At 69.4% G+C, this 19,028-nt stretch carries 16 protein-coding genes and 2 pseudogenes; 10 read left to right on the top strand and 8 right to left on the bottom strand.

The features are described from left to right. Nucleotides 1-9: 9 nt before the first annotated feature. The 6 genes from istB to ACWCXC_RS15745 all read left to right on the top strand — a co-directional run bounded on the left by istB (nucleotide 10) and on the right by ACWCXC_RS15745 (nucleotide 8,354). A complete protein-coding gene (gene istB, locus ACWCXC_RS15770) occupies nucleotides 10-804 on the top strand; it encodes an IS21-like element helper ATPase IstB (RefSeq protein ID WP_450889195.1) in 795 nt (264 codons plus the stop codon). 797 nt (nucleotides 805-1,601) lie between these two features. Then, a complete protein-coding gene (gene fxlM, locus ACWCXC_RS15765) occupies nucleotides 1,602-2,840 on the top strand; it encodes a methyltransferase, FxLD system (RefSeq protein ID WP_450889193.1) in 1,239 nt (412 codons plus the stop codon). Nucleotides 2,841-2,900: 60 nt separating this feature from the next. Next, nucleotides 2,901-3,101: an FxLD family lanthipeptide gene (locus ACWCXC_RS15760; RefSeq protein ID WP_450680387.1), complete on the top strand. Its 201-nt coding sequence runs from the start codon at nucleotides 2,901-2,903 to the stop codon at nucleotides 3,099-3,101. An 89-nt stretch (nucleotides 3,102-3,190) separates the two neighbouring features. Further along, nucleotides 3,191-6,256, top strand: a complete 3,066-nt coding sequence (locus tag ACWCXC_RS15755) for a lantibiotic dehydratase (RefSeq protein ID WP_450889191.1) — start codon at nucleotides 3,191-3,193, stop codon at nucleotides 6,254-6,256. Next, a complete protein-coding gene (locus ACWCXC_RS15750; RefSeq protein WP_450680389.1) occupies nucleotides 6,253-7,401 on the top strand; it encodes a lanthionine synthetase C family protein in 1,149 nt (382 codons plus the stop codon). The genes ACWCXC_RS15755 and ACWCXC_RS15750 overlap by 4 nt, the downstream gene beginning before the upstream one ends. Further along, nucleotides 7,398-8,354: a thiopeptide-type bacteriocin biosynthesis protein gene (locus ACWCXC_RS15745; RefSeq protein ID WP_450889189.1), complete on the top strand. Its 957-nt coding sequence runs from the start codon at nucleotides 7,398-7,400 to the stop codon at nucleotides 8,352-8,354. The genes ACWCXC_RS15750 and ACWCXC_RS15745 overlap by 4 nt, the downstream gene beginning before the upstream one ends. Nucleotides 8,355-8,488: 134 nt before the next feature. On the opposite strand, the pseudogene ACWCXC_RS15740 reads toward ACWCXC_RS15745, so the two are convergent. Then, nucleotides 8,489-8,881, bottom strand: a pseudogene (locus ACWCXC_RS15740) (alpha/beta hydrolase); the annotation flags it as partial. 412 nt (nucleotides 8,882-9,293) lie between these two features. Here ACWCXC_RS15740 and ACWCXC_RS15735 point away from each other — a divergent pair. Continuing rightward, on the top strand, nucleotides 9,294-10,910 hold the full coding sequence (locus ACWCXC_RS15735; protein ID WP_450889187.1) for a serine/threonine-protein kinase: 1,617 nt from the start codon (nucleotides 9,294-9,296) through the stop codon (nucleotides 10,908-10,910). A gap of 177 nt (nucleotides 10,911-11,087) precedes the next feature. On the opposite strand, the gene ACWCXC_RS15730 is transcribed toward ACWCXC_RS15735, so the two are convergent. Both ACWCXC_RS15730 and gcl read right to left on the bottom strand, forming a co-directional pair. Further along, nucleotides 11,088-11,618, bottom strand: a complete 531-nt coding sequence (locus ACWCXC_RS15730; protein ID WP_450680392.1) for a hypothetical protein — start codon at nucleotides 11,616-11,618, stop codon at nucleotides 11,088-11,090. 245 nt (nucleotides 11,619-11,863) lie between these two features. Further along, the gene (gcl, locus tag ACWCXC_RS15725) at nucleotides 11,864-13,648 is read right to left on the bottom strand and encodes a glyoxylate carboligase (protein WP_450889185.1); all 1,785 of its coding nucleotides are present in this window, start codon (nucleotides 13,646-13,648) and stop codon (nucleotides 11,864-11,866) included. Nucleotides 13,649-13,969: 321 nt separating this feature from the next. On the opposite strand from gcl, the gene ACWCXC_RS15720 reads away from it, so the two are divergent. From ACWCXC_RS15720 to ACWCXC_RS15710, 3 genes are all read left to right on the top strand, one after another. After that, nucleotides 13,970-14,866: a hypothetical protein gene (locus ACWCXC_RS15720; RefSeq protein ID WP_450889212.1), complete on the top strand. Its 897-nt coding sequence runs from the start codon at nucleotides 13,970-13,972 to the stop codon at nucleotides 14,864-14,866. A gap of 47 nt (nucleotides 14,867-14,913) precedes the next feature. After that, nucleotides 14,914-15,564: a GNAT family N-acetyltransferase gene (locus ACWCXC_RS15715; RefSeq protein WP_450889183.1), complete on the top strand. Its 651-nt coding sequence runs from the start codon at nucleotides 14,914-14,916 to the stop codon at nucleotides 15,562-15,564. 77 nt (nucleotides 15,565-15,641) lie between these two features. Next, complete coding sequence (locus tag ACWCXC_RS15710) at nucleotides 15,642-15,872, top strand: hypothetical protein (RefSeq protein WP_450680396.1); 231 nt, start codon at nucleotides 15,642-15,644, stop codon at nucleotides 15,870-15,872. A gap of 29 nt (nucleotides 15,873-15,901) precedes the next feature. On the opposite strand, the pseudogene ACWCXC_RS15705 reads toward ACWCXC_RS15710, so the two are convergent. From ACWCXC_RS15705 to ACWCXC_RS15685, 5 genes and pseudogenes are all read right to left on the bottom strand, one after another. Next, a pseudogene (locus ACWCXC_RS15705) lies at nucleotides 15,902-16,807 on the bottom strand (AMP-binding protein); the annotation flags it as partial. A gap of 106 nt (nucleotides 16,808-16,913) precedes the next feature. Further along, nucleotides 16,914-17,489 (bottom strand): ATP-binding protein, encoded by a 576-nt coding sequence (locus ACWCXC_RS15700; RefSeq protein WP_450889181.1) that lies wholly within the window; start codon nucleotides 17,487-17,489, stop codon nucleotides 16,914-16,916. 292 nt (nucleotides 17,490-17,781) lie between these two features. Continuing rightward, complete coding sequence (locus tag ACWCXC_RS15695; RefSeq protein WP_450889179.1) at nucleotides 17,782-18,237, bottom strand: hypothetical protein; 456 nt, start codon at nucleotides 18,235-18,237, stop codon at nucleotides 17,782-17,784. A gap of 232 nt (nucleotides 18,238-18,469) precedes the next feature. Then, on the bottom strand, nucleotides 18,470-18,652 hold the full coding sequence (locus ACWCXC_RS15690) for a hypothetical protein (protein WP_450889177.1): 183 nt from the start codon (nucleotides 18,650-18,652) through the stop codon (nucleotides 18,470-18,472). A gap of 80 nt (nucleotides 18,653-18,732) precedes the next feature. Then, complete coding sequence (locus ACWCXC_RS15685) at nucleotides 18,733-18,933, bottom strand: hypothetical protein (RefSeq protein ID WP_450889175.1); 201 nt, start codon at nucleotides 18,931-18,933, stop codon at nucleotides 18,733-18,735. Between the last annotated feature and the right edge of the window lie 95 nt (nucleotides 18,934-19,028).

Here is a 19,028-nt window from a genome sequence, read left to right as displayed (position 1 = left end):
GAGATCACCGTGTCCCTTCCCCGCCAGCGAGGACTCACCGAGCACGCCGCCACCACCGGCGTCGACCAGGCATGCCGCATGCTCCGTCTGCCCACCATCCGGTCCCAGTTCTCCGAGGTGGCCGAGACCGCTGAACGCGAGCAGATGTCCTATCTCGGCTTCCTCGCCGAGCTCCTCCTGGCCGAGTGCGACGACCGGGCCCGCCGCCGCTCGGAGCGCCGCATCAAGGCAGCCGGGTTCCCCCGCGACAAGTCTCTGCGCAAGTTCGACTTCGACGCGAACCCCAACATCGACCCGGCAATGATCCACACCCTCGCCAAATGCGAATGGATCAAGAAGGGTCTGCCCCTCTGCCTCATCGGGGACTCCGGCACCGGCAAGTCCCACCTGCTGATCGCGCTCGGCACTGAAGCCGCGATGGCCGGCTACCGGGTCAAGTACGTCCTGGCGACGAAGCTCGTCAACGAGCTCGTCGAAGCCGCCAACGAGAAACAGCTGACCAAGACCATCGCCCGCTACGGCCGAGTCGACCTGCTCTGCATCGACGAGCTCGGCTACATGGAACTCGACCGCCGCGGCGCCGAACTCCTCTTCCAGGTCCTGACCGAACGCGAGGAGAAGAACGGCGTCGCCATCGCCTCCAACGAGTCCTTCTCCGGCTGGACCAAGACCTTCACCGACCCCCGCCTCTGCGCGGCCATCGTCGACCGCCTCACCTTCGGCGGCAACATCATCGAGACCGGCACCGACTCCTACCGCCTCGCCACCACCCGAGCACGCGCCGAACAACAAGCGGCCAGCTGACCGCTTGCTCTTCGAACCGACGCCATCTACCGTCGGACGGTCACTCGTCTTCGCAGCTGGAAGTGTCCATGCCTCGCCGTTCACCGGGCGAGATCAGAACCGCACAATCCCTTCGCAGAAGCGCCAGAAGCCGACAGGTCATCCCTGGTCTGTCCACTGCGACGAACCGGCAGATCGCACAGTTCGAAGTTCAGCACCGGTTGCCTCCCGGACACGTCGCCCACGCCTTCCGGGCATGGGCTCTGGCGCTTCATCCATGGCCCGACCACGGCCCCAACCACGGGCGGGGAACCACCCTCTGGCGAGACATGCACGCGCGAACCCTGCTACAGGGCGCGGCCTCGACCATGACTCGCAAGGCACGCCGTGAACTTCTTGGGGCGGTTGCTCCCCTGGACGACCGCTTCTTGACACGGACCCTGCCAGATCCCTTCTCACCGCCCACAGATCCCTGGTGGAGGCGCCGCCTCGCAGAGTGATCCTCCCGACGATTCAGACACACAGGCTGTCGAAGCGTTGCTACTTCTCATCAACATTTCCGAGTCTCTGCCCACGGGATCGTTCCCGAGAGCCATGAACATCTGCTCTCAGTTCTGACCTACGTAGCCATCCCCTATGGGCGACATGCTTCGAGCACAACGTCATCATGCGTGCACACGGCGCAAGGTAAAGCAGTCACCAAAACCCCCTAGGCCGCTCATCGTCGTTCGGCACCAAACCCCCTAACCAAGCTCAGCAAATCAGGAGTTACCTGTTGCGCATGGACCGAGCCCGGCGCAGCCGACGAGGAGAACAGCGTGGACAACACGAGCACTACCAACAGCGTCAGGACGCCGTCGGAGCAGGAGTTGCGCGATGGGCTCGCCCAGAGCCTCATCGAGCTGGGAGCCGCCCGCAGCCCGCTCGTGATCGCCGCGTTCCGGAACGTTCGCCGGCATCTCGCCACGCCTGACGCGGACTTGGCTTCGACGTACAGCGCCGAAGTCGCGACGATCACCAAGACCGACGAGCACGGGGTGCAGATCAGCTCGGTTTCCGCGCCGCGAGTCCAGGCCATGCAGATGGAGCAGGCCCAGCTCGCGCCGGGGATGTCCGTGCTCGAGATCGGTTCCGGCGGCCCCAACGCCGCACTCCTGGCGGAAGTGGTCGGCGACGCCGGCCATGTCGTGACCGTGGATATCGATCCGGAGGTGACGGACCGCGCCTCGGCCTTTCTGAAGGAGACCGGGTACAGCAATGTCACCGTACTCACCGGGGATGCGGAGGTCGGGGTCCTCGATCACGCGCCGTACGACCGGATCGTGGTGACGGTGCAGGCCGCCGACATCCCGCCGGCCTGGCGCGACCAGCTCAAGGAGGGTGGGCGGCTCGTCGTACCGCTGCGGTTGCGTGGCATGACCCGCACCGTGGCCTTCGTCCGCGATGGTGACCGGCTCATCAGCGACGGGTTCGAGCTGTGCGGCTTCGTGCCGATGCAGGGGGCCGGCAAGGACCGCGTCCGCGTCACCGTGCTGCACGACGTTGAGGGCGAGCAGGTCGGGCTGCGCGTGGACGGACACCCCGAGCCGGACGCCGAAGCCCTCTCCCGGGCCCTTTCGATGCCCAGGACCGCACGGTGGTCCGGTGTGACGCTGGGTGGCAGCGAGTCCAACGAGCACCTCGACCTGTGGCTGACCACCGCGTTGGACAACCTGCCGTTGCTGGCAGCGATGCCGGGCGCGCGTGAGCGCGGGCTCGTCGCCTCGGTGTCGCCGCTCGGCATCCCCACGCTCGTGGACGGCGGCAGCTTCGCGTACCGCACGGTGCGGGCGACGGACCAGGAGGACCGCTACGAGCTGGGCGCCATCGGTCACGGTCCGCGCGGGCGGCAGCTCGCCGAGCGCCTGGTCGAGGAGATCAAGGTGTGGGACCGCGCGCACCGCGGCGACCGCGCGCACATCGAGGTCTACCCGGCGGGCACGCCGGACGACCGCCTTCCCGACGACGGCCGACGCATCGAGCGACGGCACTCGCGGGTCTCGATCACCTGGCCGTAGCCGCCACCGGCCCGCCAGGTTGCACAACACCCTCCACCACCTCCCCAGAAGGAGAGCGAGATGGCACAGCGGATGAGCACGACGTCCGGCACCGGGCTGAAGGCGGCGACGGACTTCAGCGCCGACGCCGGGGACTTCGACCTGAATATCGAGACGGTTACTTCGGCGCCCGTCATCGGCGCGCTGCTGAACGACACCGGCGACAACTGCACCTCCACCTGCCAGTCGGCCTGCTCCAACAGCACCTGCATCGGCAGCTGACCCGGCGGTATCCGAACCCCGCAGCTGGCGGGCCCCGGGGGCGGGCGGGCCGGTCCGCCCCCCGGGGCCGCAATCCGAAAGGAGTACGGATGTACCGCCACATAGACGCGAGCATGATCAGAGCATCAGTGGTTCCGCTCACCGCCCCCGCCCTCGATTGGCCCGGCGAGGAGGCCGGCATCGAGAAGACCGTCGCCTGGATTCAGGACGTCTGGGCAGACGGCTCCCGCGCGGCGGCCATCAGCCACGCCTCGCCTCTGCTGGCTCACGCCGTCCGGGGCCTGCTGGCGGGCAAGCCGATCAAGCCCAGCCGTCTTCGCCGACTCAGTCGGTCTCTGGCCCGCTACATGCTCAGGATGCGTTACCGGGCGACCCCCTTCGGGCTGTTCGCCGGGCCGACTGTCGCACATATCGGGCAGGAGGCGCACGTCCGCTGGGGCCCGCTGACCCGCGCGACCGCGCGCGCCGAATCCGCATGGCTGCACGCAGTAACCACCGCCTTGGAGCGCGACATGTCCGTGCTGCGCTGCCTTATGGTCGTCGCCGACCCCACCTGCGTCGTACGCGGTTCCCGAATCAGCGTGATGAACCAGCCCGGCGAGGACGGGCCGACGGACACCAGCCTGCGCCGCACCCGTGCCGCCGATGTGGCCCTGGGGCTCGCTCGCACCCCGATCCGGGTCCGCGACCTGGTGGCGGAACTCCGCATCGAGTACCCGGCGGTCGCCGAGGCCGCAGTCGAGGACATGATCCGCGCGCTGGTCGCGCACCGGGTGCTGCTGACCGAACTCCCGGCGCCGATGACCGCCCCTGACGCTCTCGGCTACGTGATTGCCCGGATCGACGAGAGCGGCGCCGACGTCTCAACGGCCGACGGATTGCGCGACGTTCACGGCCTGCTGCGCCGCCACGACCATGCGCGTCCCGCCGAACAGCCGGGCCTGCGCGCGCAGGCCACCGACGCGATGTCCGCACTCAGCGGCGTCGGCGAGCAGGCCCTGGTTGTGAACGTGCGCCCGGACGGTGACGTCGTCCTGCCCGAAGCGGTGGCCCGGGAGGCGGAGCAAGCTCTGAGCCTGATGGTCCGGATCACGCCTTATCCACGTGGCTCGGCGGCCTGGCAGGACTACCGGGCGCGGTTCCTGGAGCGCTACAGCATGGGCACCGTCGTCCCTGTCCGTGAGCTGACCAGCCCCGACACCGGCCTCGGCTTCCCCGTCGGATACCGCGGCACGGTCCTGCCCCGCCCCACACTTGCGACAACGCCACGCGATGAACACCTGCTTGCCCTCGCGCAGGACGCCGCGCTGACCGAGCGGCGCGAAATCGTCCTCACCGAAGAGGACATCGACGCGCTGTCCGTCGGCGAACCCACGGCGATCCCGGCCCACGTCGAACTGTGCTTCACCGTCTTCGCACAGTCCACCCGCGCGCTGACGGAGGGGCGCTTCGCCCTCTCCACCGTCGGCCTGTCCCTCGCGGCCGGCACGCTCACCGGCCGGTTCCTGCCGATGCTGGACACCGCCGACCAGGCTCGGATGACGGATGCGTACCGCGCACTGCCGACCCTCACCGAGGGCGCGGTTCGTGCTCAGGTCTCCTCACCCCCACTGCGCCGGCACACATCCAACGTCGGACGCGCTCCCCTCGTCGCCCCCGAAGCATTGGCCGTGGGCGAGCACAACCAGGACGCCGGCCTCGGACTGGACGACCTGGGGGTCGTCGCCGATGCCGAACGCCTCTACCTCGTCTCCCTCTCCACGGGGCGGTGCCTGGAACCCTCGGTGATGAGCGCGGTGGAGCTGAGCTCCGCCACACACCCCTTGGTCCGTTTCCTGACCGAGGTCCACCGCTTCCACACCGCCATCCCCCTGCCCTTCGCCTGGGGTGTCGCGGCCCGGCTGCCGTTTCTTCCCGAAGTCCGCTACGGCCGCACCGTCCTGTCGGCGGCCTGCTGGCGGCTGCGCGCCCGCGACCTTCCCGACGCCGGCCGGTGGGCGGAGGACTTCGCCAACTGGCGTATCCGCTACGGCCTGCCGCGAACCGTGTTCGCCGGCTCCACAGACCAGCAGCTCCGCCTGGACCTCGACCGGGCCGGCCACCGCGATCTCCTGCGAGCCGAGTTGGAACGCCAACGCACCCTGTCCTTGCACAAAGCGCCGGAAGAGAGCGCCTACGGCTGGATCGGCCGTGCACACGAGGTGACCATGTCCTTCGCCGCCGACCAGCCGACTGTCCCTGCGCCCCTCTGGCACACGGTCGCCCGGCGCAAGGACGGCCAGGTCCCGGGCACGGCGAACACCGGGTACCTGAAGCTGTACGGGAGCGCCGAACGCGCCGACGACGTACTCCGGACTCACCTGCCGCGCCTGCTTGACGACGTGGCAGCCGTGTTCCGGAAGACCCTGGCTTACGAAGGCTCCTCGGAACTCGTCGATGATCTGCCGGACCCCGGAGCGTGGTTCGTCCGCTACGCGGACCCCGACCCTCATCTCCGTATCCGACTCCGTCTTCCCCGGCCCGGGGACTTCGCCAATGCGGCCCGGGAAGTCGCCCGGTGGGCGGACCCGCTGCGCGAGGAGGGTCTGATCCAGCATGTGCAGTGGGACACCTACGTTCCCGAAGCCGGCCGCTTTGGGACCGGCGCTGCTCTGGACGCCGCCGAGGACTACTTCGCCGCCGACTCGGATGCCGCGCTGGCGCAGTTGCGCCTCGAACTGCCCGAAGAACTGAGCCCGGCCATCACGGCGGCCTCGTACATGGACATCGCCACCGGTTTCCTCGGCTCCCCCGGCGCCGCGCACGTCTGGCTGGCAGCACACCTTCTGCGCGGCGACGGAGCTACGGCCCCCCGGGGCACACAGGCTCTCGTTCTCCGGCTCACCGACAACGACGACCCGGGCGCCGCTCTGAGCGACCTCCCCGGCGGCGACGACGTGCGCGACGCCTGGGCCCGTCGCCGCAACGCCCTCTCCCGCTACCACAGCAAGCTCCTGCGGCCGGGCCCCACCCCGGAAAGCGTGCTGCCGTCCCTCCTGCACATGCACCACAACCGTGCCGCCGGAATCGCCCCCGGCGCCGAGGCCCTGTGCCGGCGCATGGTCCGCGCCGCCGCGCTGTCCTGGACCGTCCGCACCGAAGGAGCCGCGCGATGACCATCGTCCCGCCCACCTCCGACACCTCCCTGGCCGCACGCCAGTCCCTCGCACATGGCCCCATGAGTACGGTGCTGCTGCACATCGAGCGCGCCCTGCGCGGCGCGGGTGACTGGACGGAGGTCCACCGTGTACTCGCCGCCACCGGCCCGCTCATCGAGGGCGGCGACGCCTGTCTCTTCCTCGGCGCTCCGGCGATGGCCTTCGCCCTGCACCTGGCCGCCGACGGAAGCAACCGTTATGCCGGGGCCCTGCACACCCTCGACCACATCGTGGCCGAGCACACCCACGCACGGCTCGCGGCAGCGCACGACCGGATCGACGCGCGCCGGCGCCCCACGTTCGCCGAGTACGACCTGCTGCGCGGCCTGACCGGGATCGGCGCCCTGCTCCTTCTCCGCAAGCCCCACGGGGCCGAACTGCGCGGCATCCTGGACTATCTGGTCCGCCTCACCGAACCGCTCACCGACCGAGCCGGGCAGACACTTCCCGGCTGGTGGGTGGGCCACGCTCCCGCCGCCAATCAGAGCACCACCCCGGGCGGGCACGCCAACGCCGGGCTCGCCCACGGCATCACCGGCCCGCTCGCCCTGCTCTCCCTCGCCATGCGTGCGGGCGTGCACACCGACCGTCAGGAGCAGGCGATCCAACGCATCTGCCGATGGCTCGACCAGATCCGGCAGAGCGACGCTTGCGGGCTGCGCTGGCCGCGCTGGATCAGTCAGCGTGGCGCGTCTCCCTCCCGGCCCGCCGCGCCGAGCTGGTGCTACGGCACACCGGGGCTCGCACGCGCGCAACAGCTCGCCGCCATCGTCCTGGACGACACCCACCGCAAACACATGGCCGAAGAAGCCCTCGTCCGCTGCCTCGCCGACACCCGCCAACTCGACCTGCTGACCGACCGTGGGCTCTGCCACGGAGTCGGTGGCTTCCTGCGTACGGTGCAGCGCGTCGCAGCCGACGCCGACAACCCCAGCGAGTGCGGCCACCGCTTCGAACCGCTCCTGGAGCGATACCTGCTGGCCGCAGTCCCCGACGAGAACGGCTTTCTCGTCGGCCGCTCGGGCGCGGCCCTCGCCTACCAGGACGCCGCAGCCGCCACCACACCCAAGGGGCAGTGGGACACGTGCCTCCTCCTGACATGACCGACCACGACCCGGCCCGCGTCGAGCACGCCGTCCATCGCGTCCTCAATGGCACACCCGTGGAGGACGCCGCACGCACAGCGCTCGTCCCCGCCGAACAGCTCGCCGAGGCGGTGGAGCACTACCAAGCAGCGGGCCGGGCCTCGTTGGAGACAGCGCGCCCCGGCTGGCACCAGGTCAATATCCGGTTCGCGGACTACGACCGCGCCGAACGCATCTTCCGGTCCCACATCGTTCCCAGCCTCCGCCCCGGCGGACCGATCGGCCTGTGGTGGTTCGTACGGAAGGCCCCGCACTGGCGGATCCGCTGCCACCCCGCGACCGGAGCGACCACGCAGGACGTCGCCGACCACGTCGCCCAGGCCCTCAACAGGTCAGTGTCCTACGGTGTGACCGCGAACTGGCACCCCGCCCTGTACGAACCGGAGACGATCGCCTTCGGCGGCCTGACCGGACTACCGCTGGCACATGCCCTGTTTCATGCGGACAGCGAAGGGGCCCTTACCTACCTCGGCGTCTACGAGAGAGAGTTCTCCGGCCTCCTCGGGCCGAAGGAAACATCACTCCTGGCCATGACGCTCCTCATGCGGGCGGCCGGACTCGAAGCCGGCGAGCAGGGCGACGTATGGGGCCGTGTCGAACAGCGGCGTCCCCTGGCCGACGATGTGATGCCGCAACAGGTAAGCGCCATGACTGCTCCCACGAAGCGCCTCCTGCTGACCGACGCCCGCCCCCTCCTCGCGGACGGTCCCCTCACTCCCGTCCGTCCGTGGATCGAGGCCCTGCAACAACACGGCCAACGCCTCGCGGAGACCACCGAAGCAAACCAACTCAGCATCGGCAAGCGCGCCGTCCTCGCACGACACATCCTCTTTCACTGGAACCGGATGGGCTTCACCCTCCGACAACAATCCATCTGGTGTCGGGCGGCGCGAGAGGCCCTTCTTGGGTGACAACTCCAGCGGTGGAGCGTGATCATGCATGGGAGCGTCGGTCGTCGGTAGCCTGCGCACGCGGCCAGGTATGGCCTCCGTTGATCATTAGAGACTGTCTCCCAGTTCCGACTGCAGCATCGTCATGCCTGTGATCACGTCCTGGTCGGTTTCGGGGCCATGACGACGGCGCCGTGGTTGAGTCCGAGCAGCGTGCGGTGGTCGGCCTGCGGCAGGATCTCGGTGACGGCGGGGGCGGCGCGCCGGAACGCGGCCGGACTCTTGCCACCGGTCAGCACGCGGGTGGGCACCGCCACCCCTTTCCACTCCTCGGCATCGAGCGGCTTGCCTTGCTGGGTATCACCATGACCGCGATGTCGTAGAGCAGCGTGCAGGCCGGCTTGGTGAGGTTGGCCCACATCTTCGGCATGAGCCTCATGAGGAACACGGCGAGGCCGGGCATGCCCTGCACCCTCGTCATGAAAAACGTGACCCGCGTCGCTGTGCCGGCCTTCCGCGAGCAGCGCGGTGATCTGCTGCGCGAGATCCCCTGTGTCTCGTGAAGTATGCCGCCGACGATGAACTGGTACATGGGCAGCTTGTACGACGACGGCAGCATCGACTGTTGGGAAGCCTACGGCGACCTCTACGCGGCCTATAGGCGCGCGTCACCGCCCCGTGTGCGAGACGCGCTGTGATCGCATAGCAGCCGCGACACTTGTGCGCAGACGAACGAGGACGCCTCCGGGCCGACTCCGCAGCTCCGTGGCATCCGGACGGCGGATCCTGGGAGGAGCGGCCGAGGTTCTGCCTGGCGCTTGTGGGCGGGTCCGGCCAACGGGGGATGCGTCATGTCTCTCGTACCCGGAGCGGTCTTGAAGTTCTGGCGGAGCTGGGGCACACAGCCGACAATAGCCCGGCGGGGTGCACGCAAAGTCCTTTCTGCCAGAGGGAGTTGGTATGCGGGGGGCATTGGTCGGGGGGCGCTACCGGCTGGGGGAGCCGCTCGGTTCCGGGGGCATGGGGACGGTGTGGCGGGCAACAGATGTCTACCGTCAGCGTCGTGTCGCGGTGAAGACGGTGGCGGGGTCGGCGGAGGCCGTTTCACCGGAGTCGGTGGGGCGGTTCCGACGCGAGATCCAGGTCGCGTCCCTGGTTCACCACCCGCACATCGTGGAGACCCATGACGCGGGAGAAGCGGTCGTGGACGGGCGCCCGGTGCTCTATCTGGTGATGGAGGAGGTCCCCGGGGACCCGCTGAACCGGGTGCTCGCCGCGCGAAGACCCTCGCTGGCCGAGGTCGCCCGGTGGGGCGGAGAGATCTGTGAGGCGCTCGCGGCCATGCACGGGGCGGGCATCGTGCACCGGGACCTGAAGCCGGCGAACGTGATGATCAGACCCGATGGTCATGCGACGGTGCTGGACTTCGGCATCGCCCGGCTCGACGCCACCGGCATCGACCTCACGACACTGACCCGCACCGGCCACGTCCTCGGCACGGTCGCCTACATGTCCCCCGAGCAGGCCGACGGCGGCAGCGATGTCGACGCACGCAGCGATCTCTATTCCCTGGGCTGCCTTCTGTACGCCGCGCTCACAGGCGGCCCGCCCTTTGCCGACGGGCCCTGGCAGCGGATTCTGCTGCAGCACATGGACGACATGCCCGCCGCGCCGAGCCTCCGCCGGGAGGGGCTTCCGCCCGCATGGGACACCTTGCTGCTGGAACTCCTCGCCAAGCGGCCGGAACACCGGCCGGCGAGCGCAGAGGCGGTACGTGATCGGCTCCGTGCCCTTCCGTTGCCGCCGCCCGACCGCACCCTGCCCGAGGGGGCGCCCGTCGCCGCACCCCCTCTCGCGGCCACCCTCGTCGACCCCGACGCGGTGATGACGGAACGCATGGCACCCGACGGTTCCCCGCCGGACAGGGCCGCCGGGACCGAGGGAGGTTCGCGCGGCAACGCGACGGCGGACGCCGTGACACAGACCGCAGCGGGCCGGGGCGGGCCCGGGGCGGCGTCCGCCGAGGAACGCTCGCCCACCGGGCTTTCGACCAAGGCCCAGGCCCTGGGGACCACCGGTCCGCACTCGGGGGAGGTGATCTCCCGAGGCCTGACCTGGGCGCGGCTCCTCGCCGTGTTCGTCGGCGCAGTGCTGCTGCTCCTCGGGCTGGTCGCCATCGCCCTGATCGCCTCGGGCCGCAGTGCCGGCCAGGCCGTGACCACCTCGGCACTGATCGTGGTGAGCGGCTTCGGCGGCTTTCTCGCGCTCGCCGCCTTCTACGGCCTGTACAGGGTGGACGCCACGATATGGCGGCCCCGGCGGCTGGAGTGGCGGTTCCAGGTGTGGTCGTACGAGAACGAACAGGAGGAAGCCCTCCGTGTCCTCCACTGGGCCATGCGACGCGGCCGGTCGGTGGAGGTCTGCCTCGCGCAGGCAGACGAGTCGTACACCTTCTGCACCATCGTGCCGGGCGGCTTCTTCGACGACCTTCTGGTCGGAAGAGCGCCGTCGGGGGAGGAATACCGGCTCGCCGCGTCCCAGCTGGTGACGGTCAGGGCCGTCCGTGACCCGGACTGACCACAACCGGCCCGCACTCCGTCGCCCCCGTGGGACGGCTCGGCATCCCCACGCTCGTGGACGGCGGCAGCTTCGCGCACCACCCGGTGCCAGCCACGGAGCCTTTCCAACCTGCTCACGGGTCGGTCGGGTTGAGGCATGCCCGCGGTCCTGAACGAGGAAGCATGCGTCAGCCGGTCACAGGTCCCGGAGCACGGGCGTCCTGAGCAGATCCTCCAACCCGGCCCACTCGAAGAGACAGACGGCCAGCACGGCGTGATCCGTGGGGTCCGGCAGCTCCCACTGAGTGCTGAATGAGCGGGATCCGACCTCCTCTCCCCGCTCGACAAGACGGAGGCCGAAGGCACGCGGCACGATCCGGACATCGATCGCGGGTCCTTCATACGTGACCGATCGGCGGGAGCGCCGCAGCGCGGACGTGCCGGTAAAACGGAACGGTTCCCCGGCCGCCTCACCCTCGAAGCCCTTCCGGATCCGCCACCGCAACAACCGGGGATCCGCAACGAGCCGGTGAACCTTGAGCGTGGCCTCTTCGTCCCGCAGAGACACTGTCCAGCTCTCCACCGCATCGGCGTGGTCCTCCGGACAGGTCCGTGGGCCGCGTTCCCGGACCAGGGTCACCTCACCGCGGGGAGTCATACATCTCGCGTAGACCTCGGCAGCGATCGCCGGTTTCCTCCACTCCGCGAACGGCGTTTCTCGACTCACGCGAAAGCTACCCATATGCGCCCCCCGCCGGCTCACTTCTTCATACGGACCACGCCAGTATCACGGACGTCACCGCAGAGCGCCGTACGGGTCCGCACGGGCTCCGAACGGCCGCGGTGTCTTGCCGCCCGCTGCGGGGCACCCCGAGGGCATGCGGCCGGCCCAGCACATGACCAGGAACAACAGGAAGAGCGCCTACGAGGGTCCGTAGGCGCTCTTGGGGGCGGGGCAACGGTCCCTGAGGATCAGGCCTCCGCGTACGGCCTGATCGCCGTGGGCGCGTGCCCCGGCTCCGTGGCCAGGTCCTCGAACTCGTTGACCGAGGCGATGTCCGTCCCGCTCATCGAGATGTTCGTGACGCGTTCCAGGATGGCCTCGACGACGACCGGGACGCGGAACTCCGCCGCCAGCTTCTTGGCCTCCTCGAAGGCCGGCAGGAGGGCGTCCGGTTCGGTGACGCGGATGGCCTTGCAGCCCAGGCCCTCGACCACCTTGACGTGGTCCACGCCGTAGACGCCCAGTTCCGGGGAGTTGAGGTTCTCGAACTCCAGGTTGACCTGGAAGTCGATGTCGAAGGTGCGCTGGGCCTGGCGGATGAGGCCGAGGTAGGAGTTGTTGACGAGGACGTGGACGTAGGGGATGCGGTGCTGGGCGCCCACCGCCAGCTCCTCCAGCATGAACTGGAAGTCGTAGTCGCCGGAGAGGGCGACGACGGAGGCGTCGGGGTCGGCGGTGGCGACGCCCAGGGCGGCCGGGATGGTCCAGCCGAGGGGTCCCGCCTGGCCGCAGTTGATCCAGTGGCGGGGGCGGTGGACGTGGAGCATCTGGGCGCCGGCGATCTGGGAGAGGCCGATGGTGGTGACGTACCGGGTCTCGGGGCCGAACGCGCGGTTCATCTCCTCGTAGACGCGCTGGGGCTTCAGGGGGACGTTGTCGAAGTGGGTGCGGCGCTGAAGGGTCGCGCGGCGTTCCTGGGTGGCGGCGGCCCAGGTCGCGCGGTCCTTCAGACGGCCGGCCGCCTTCCGTTCGCGAGCGACCTCCACGAACAGTTCGAGGGCCGCCTTCGCGTCGGAGACGATGCCGAGGTCCGGGGCGAAGATCCTGCCGATCTGGGTGGGCGCGATGTCGACGTGGACGAAGGTGCGGCCGGCCGTGTAGACGTCGAGCTTGCCGGTGTGGCGGTTGGCCCAGCGGTTGCCGATGCCGAGGACGAAGTCGGATTCGAGGAAGTTCGCGTTGCCGTAGCGGTGGGAGGTCTGGAGGCCGACCATTCCGGCGTTGAGCGCGTGGTCGTCGGGGAGCGTGCCCCAGCCCATCAGGGTCGGGACGACCGGGACGCCGGTCAGTTCGGCGAACTCCACCAGGAGGTCCGAGGCGTCGGCGTTGATGATGCCGCCGCCGGCGACGAGCAGCGGGCGCTCGGAGGCGTTCAGCATGTCGATCGCGCGCTCGATCTGCTTGCGGGACGCGGCGGGCTTGTGGACCGGCAGCGGCTCGTACAGGTCGGGGTCGAACTCGATCTCGGTGAGCTGCACATCGATCGGGAGGTCGATCAGGACCGGGCCCGGGCGTCCCGTACGCATCAGGTGGAACGCCTGCTGGAAGACGCCCGGGACCTGGGCGGCCTCCAGGACCGTGGTGGCGGACTTGGTGACCGGGGCGGCAATCGCCGCGATGTCGACGGCCTGGAAGTCCTCCTTGTGGAGTACGGCGGTCGGGGCCTGGCCGGTGATGCAGAGGATCGGGATCGAGTCCGCGATCGCGGAGTACAGACCGGTGATCATGTCGGTGCCCGCCGGGCCCGAGGTGCCGATGCAGACGCCGATGTTCCCCGGACGGGCCCGGGTGTAGCCCTCCGCCATGTGGGAGGCGCCCTCGACGTGGCGGGCGAGCGTGTGATGAACCCCGCCGGCCGCCTTGAGCGCCGCGTAGAAGGGGTTGATCGCCGCGCCCGGCACACCGAACGCGTTGCTGACGCCCTCGCGCTTGAGGATTTCGACTGCCGCGCGGGCAGCGGTCATTCGAGGCATTGAGTGCTCCTGCTCGGACCTGGGTGGAGTCGGGCTCTGTCGCGCCACCTGAGAGCGCCAATTCCGCATGACGGAAACTTGATTCTGTTATATGGAAGTCAATGTAAAGTCCGGCCGGACGGGCGTCAAGGGAAGGAGGCCGCCTACGCGCTCCCGCCCGCCGAGGCGTCGAAGTGGCTCAACTCCCTGCCCCGGGCCTCGCTCTTGGTGGAGCATGGGGCACGGAGCGGAGCCGCCCCGGACAGCGGGGACCGGCCGCGTCCGCGTGCCGGAAGGAGCCCCGCGGTGGACGAGGGGGAGCAGAGGGAGCACAGCGAGCAGGTGGGTGGAGCGGTTCCGGTACGGTGCCCGGCCTGCCGTCGCGACCACGCGTACGTTCCGCCCGCCTACACCTGCCCCTGCGGCGCCCCGGCCGTCCCGCCCCTGCTGCGCGGCGCACCCGCCGCCCCGGTCACCCACCGCACCTGGACCGACGACTGGGTCACCGTGCGCTGCCACGCCTGCGGCAGGCACGACCAGTGGCCGCAGCCCGAACTGTGCTGCCCGTGCGGTGCCGTATTACGCCTGCCGGTCCGGCCCATGTCCGCCCCCGGTCGCCCCGGCGGGCACGGTCGTCCCGGGGGCTCCGGTGATTCCGGCGGTTCCGGCGGTTCCGGCGGTCCTGGTTCCGGCGGTTCCGGTGATCCCAGCCGCCCCGACGGGCCCGCCGGCCCCGCTCCGAGCGGCGGACCCGGCGACACCGCCCCGTCCGAACGCCCAGGCCGGTCCGAGCGCCCCGGCACGCCGCCCGCCACCGGCCCCTCCCACATCCCGCTCCCCCGCACCGCGCCGGCGCCCAGGCCGCCCTTCCGGCCCCTCGCCATCCGGTCCACGCAGGACGCGGTCGGTGCCGCCGCGCGGTATCTGGCCTGGCTGGGCTTCCGCGAGGTGACGCGGCCCGCCGGGCGCCCGGCCTCACGGATCGATCTGCGGGCGGCGGGCGCGATCGCCCAGGTGGACGCCACCACCCGGCCCAGCACCCTGCGCGATGTCGAGTGCCTGTGGCTCCACGCGCTCAACTCCTCGGTGGCCGGGGTCTTCTTCTCGCTCGCGGGATACGCCCCGGATGCCCGGGAGCGGGCCGACGCGCTCGGCGTCCCGCTCTTCGTGTTGGATCTGACGGGGCAGCCCCGGCCGCTCAACGGCCCGGCGCACGATCTGCTCGGGACCGGCCCCTGAACCGGGTGCCCGTCGCCCGGGAAGCGGTGGGCGGGATACTCGGGGGCATGCACATCCGTACCGCCCGCAGCACGGAACTGCCCCTGCTCCAGGACATCGAACGCGCCGCCGGCGAAGCGTTCCGCGCCCTCGGCATGGCGGCCGTGGCCGACGACGCTCCCCCGCCGCTGGACCTGCTCGACGCCTACCGCGCGGACGGGCGCGCCCGGGTCGTCACCGGCGACGACGACCGGCCGCTCGGGTATCTGCTCGTCGACCGCGTGGACGGCTGCGCCCATGTCGAGCAGGTCTCGGTCCATCCGTCGGCCGCCCGGCGCGGGCTGGGCCGCGCGCTCGTCGACGACGCCGAACGGTGGGCGGTGCGCGAAGGGCTGGCCGCGCTGACCCTGACCACGTTCAGGGACGTCCCGTGGAACTCCCCGTACTACGCCCGGCTCGGCTTCCGCGTCCTTGACGGGTCCGGACCGGATCGCCCGGACGGGTCCGGACCGGATCGCCCGGACGGGGCCGGACCGGATCCTCTGGACGGCCTGGACAGCCGGGGCGGTCTCGACCGGCCCCGACCGAACGAATCCGGACTCACCGACGGCCTGCGCGCCATCCGCGCCGAGGAGGCCCGGCACGGCCTGGACCGGTGGCCACGGGTCTGCATGCGCCGTGACGTGCCGCAGCTCACAGAAACCGGGCGGCCACACTGAGTGCGATCGGTCACGTTCGAGCCAGGGGGACACATTTGTTCGGTGTGTTGTCAGTGGCGGGCTCTAGAGTGGGGCACATGGTCTTAACTCCACGGCATTCCACCGCCACGACACCGTCGTACACCGTCTTCCCCGCCCAGCCGGCCCACCCCGCGGCCGTCGAGGCGAACGAGGCGATCCGTGCGCTCGTCGACGCGCGCGCGGGCCAGGAGTGGTCCCCCGTGGAGTCCGCGGCGTACGAGGTCCTGCTGATCGAATGGGCGGCGGCCACGAAGGGCACCGCCGGCGACGTCATAGAAGCCGCCTGACGGCACCCTCCCGCTTCCTCCGGTCTCCTCTACTTCCCGTAGTTCTCCCGCAGTTCGATCTTGCGGACCTTTCCGCTGACCGTCATCGGGAAGGCGTCCATGATCTGGAGCAGACGCGGGATCTTGTAGTGCGCGAGCTGTTCGCGGCAGAACTCCCGGATCTCCTCCAGCTCCGGCGGATCGGCCGGGTCGACAGGGATGACGCAGGCCAGGATCTCCTCGCCGTACCGCTCGTCCGCCACCCCCACCACCTGCACATCGGCGACCTTGGGGTGGCGGTAGAGGAACTCCTCGATCTCGCGCGGGTACACGTTCTCGCCGCCCCGGATGATCATGTCCTTGATCCGGCCCACGATCTGCACATAACCGTCCTCGTGCATCACCGCGAGGTCGCCCGTGTGCATCCAGCGCCCGGCGTCGATGGCCTCCGCCGTCCGCTCCGGCTCCTCCCAGTAGCCCAGCATCACGCTGTAGCCCCGGGTGCAGAGTTCACCGGACTCACCGCGCGGCAGCGTCACCCCGGTCACCGGGTCGACGACCTTCACCTCGATGTGCGGCATCACCCGGCCGACGGTCCCGGTGCGGCGCTCCAGGTCGTCGTCGCGGCGGGTCTGCGTCGAGACCGGCGAGGTCTCCGTCATGCCGTAGCAGATGGACACCTCGTCCATGTGCATCTCCGCGACGACGCGCTTCATCACCTCGACCGGGCAGGGGGATCCGGCCATGATGCCGGTGCGCAGCGAGGAGAGGTCGTACGAGGAGAAGTCGGGCAGGTTCAGCTCGGCGATGAACATCGTGGGGACGCCGTACAGCGAGGTGCAGCGCTCCTGCTGGACGGCGGAGAGCACCGCCCCCGGCTCGAACGCGGCGGCCGGGATCACGATGCAGGCGCCGTGTGAGGTGATCCCGAGGTTGCCCATGACCATGCCGAATGATATGGGAACACCTATGCAACGAGAAAGCCCCAGATCACAGGCGCGATCTGGGGCTGAGGGTAGGGTCTACGTGGGTCCCGGGGGCATGCGTCGCTCCCGGGGCCCTTTACTTGTGCGGGTCAATGAAGGTGTGAGGCCAGCTCACGTCCGGCAACAGCAGTTTCACCCTGGCCACCTTGCCGGGCATCACGGGGTCATCGTCACTGGCCCAGTCCAGCCGTCCGCAGTGCCGTAGCGCCAGGGCCTGAACCATGGACAGCCCTCTCCCGCTGGTGGATGACCAGTCGATCGCCCCGGGGCGCCTGCCCTTCTCCCCCACCCCCCAGGACATGTCCGCCGGGTGAGGCGCGGTCACCGCTGCTGTCCTGGGGGCCTTGTCGTGCACCGTGAGAACCAGCCACTTGTTGGGATGCCACACGGTCAGGCTTCCCGCCGGAAACTTGGTCAGCGGGCGGGCGTGCAGTACGGCGTTGGTGACCAGCTCCGTGACCATCACGGCCACATCGTCGGCAAGGTCAGGCACCCACGTCAGTCCGAACTCCCGGAGCAGATGGGCGGCGGCGGCCCGGCACGCGAACGGGGCCCGGCGATCGTCCAGCCGGAATCCGATGGATCCGAACCGGTGCGTTCGCACGGGCCCCTCAATGACCGCCGCTGATGGGTGTGTCTGGATTTCAGTCATGCGGTCACGGTAGTACGGCGCTACCGCCCCTGCGAGAGAGTCACCAATACGGGTCCGACAGCGCCTTCCCAGTCGCGCCCTTGTACTACGGCTGCGTGTCCGTCCGTCAGCATCGCCAGCCGCAGGCTGTGTACCGCCCCCAGGAGCGCTGACAGGGCCTCAGTGGGCAGATGCGCGCATGCTCCCGTCTGACGTCGTCCCTGACGGCGGTCCAGGCGGCCTCTGCGGACTCAACAGACCGGCGGGAACTGCCCCGCCCCTCCACTACCCATGTCACCTTCATGCGCCGACCCTAGGCGGCCAGCGCCGATGATGGCAGCGCTCCCATGGCGGGCACAGCGGGAATACCGATGCTGGCCGTGAAGCGTTCCCGGTCGATCATCCTGCCCGTCTTCAGGTAGTACGCGCGGGCCGCGTCCCTCCACCCGCTCAGGTACTCCCCTACCGGCTCGAAGGCCCTCGCGCTGACCGACCACGCCCACTCGCGCATGCCGACACACAGGCCGGTGACCATCCCCCACGCATCCACCCTGAATCGATCCGCGCCCACCTGACTGCGCGTCACGATCTGAGACACCATGCGTCCATACACGTGAACCAGGGCGCGTACCTCCGTGTCGCTGTACGCCCACTCCTGGCCCAGATCCCCGGGCAGCTCTACCAGCGGCCCCCACGTCCAGCCACCTGCACCCAGCGGCGTAGGTACCCGCACTACAAGCCGGGTGTTTGCTGCTGGCGTCAGGTCCACACAAGTGATCATCTTTACCACTCCCCCACGTAACCCACGCCTCTTTCGTACGTCACAAGCTAAGCGGAGTCGTCCACTCCTCAACAGCCTGTTGAGCAGAAGTGTGGCCCCTGTGACGGAAATGTAAAAGTCCTTTGGTCAGAGAATCACCGTGCGTAGATATACATGTAACGTCCACGCATGTATATGATCAAGAGAATGGGCCCCTGGCTGCTGCGCCAGGGGCCCTCGGTTAGCGCCGGTACGCGGCCCGGTTGATGTTGCCGCTGTACCCGATCAGCTCCATATTGACGTACAGCTCCACGTCTCCGATGAAGCGGACTGCCTCCCTCTCCGTCTCGAACCCCTCCGTGCGCTGAGGCTCGCCGTTCATGGTGTAGGTCACGGTGTACACATTGTCCCCTTCGTTCGACATGCGTGGATCATCGCACACACGAAGGGCCCCCGCAAGGCACCCCCGAAAATTCGGAGGTGGCCAAGCGGAAGCCCAGGGTGCTACTCGGTTTCGTCCTCGGCCAGCCAAGGCCCAAGGGCGTCGTTCATGGAGGCTCGCAGCCAGCGGGCTCCGTCCTCGTTCATCACGATGGTGACCGGCCCGCGTACCAGATCTACCGCGTACACGGCAACCGCGCGGGTAGCACCTTCAATGCGCACCGCGTTGGTCACTTCGATCAGGTTCAGTTTGATGTCAGCCATGATGACCCCTTCTTGGCGTGATGTGCTTGCGTGGACCGACTCTATCAGTGTGCGGGGCTTCCCGGTCAACCCTGGGCGGGCCTTCGCACCACGAA

The organism is Streptomyces sp. NPDC001515 (assembly GCF_053597115.1).
The sequence above is the reverse complement of the archived record's forward strand: the minus strand, read 5'-3'. Positions and strand labels throughout refer to the sequence as shown.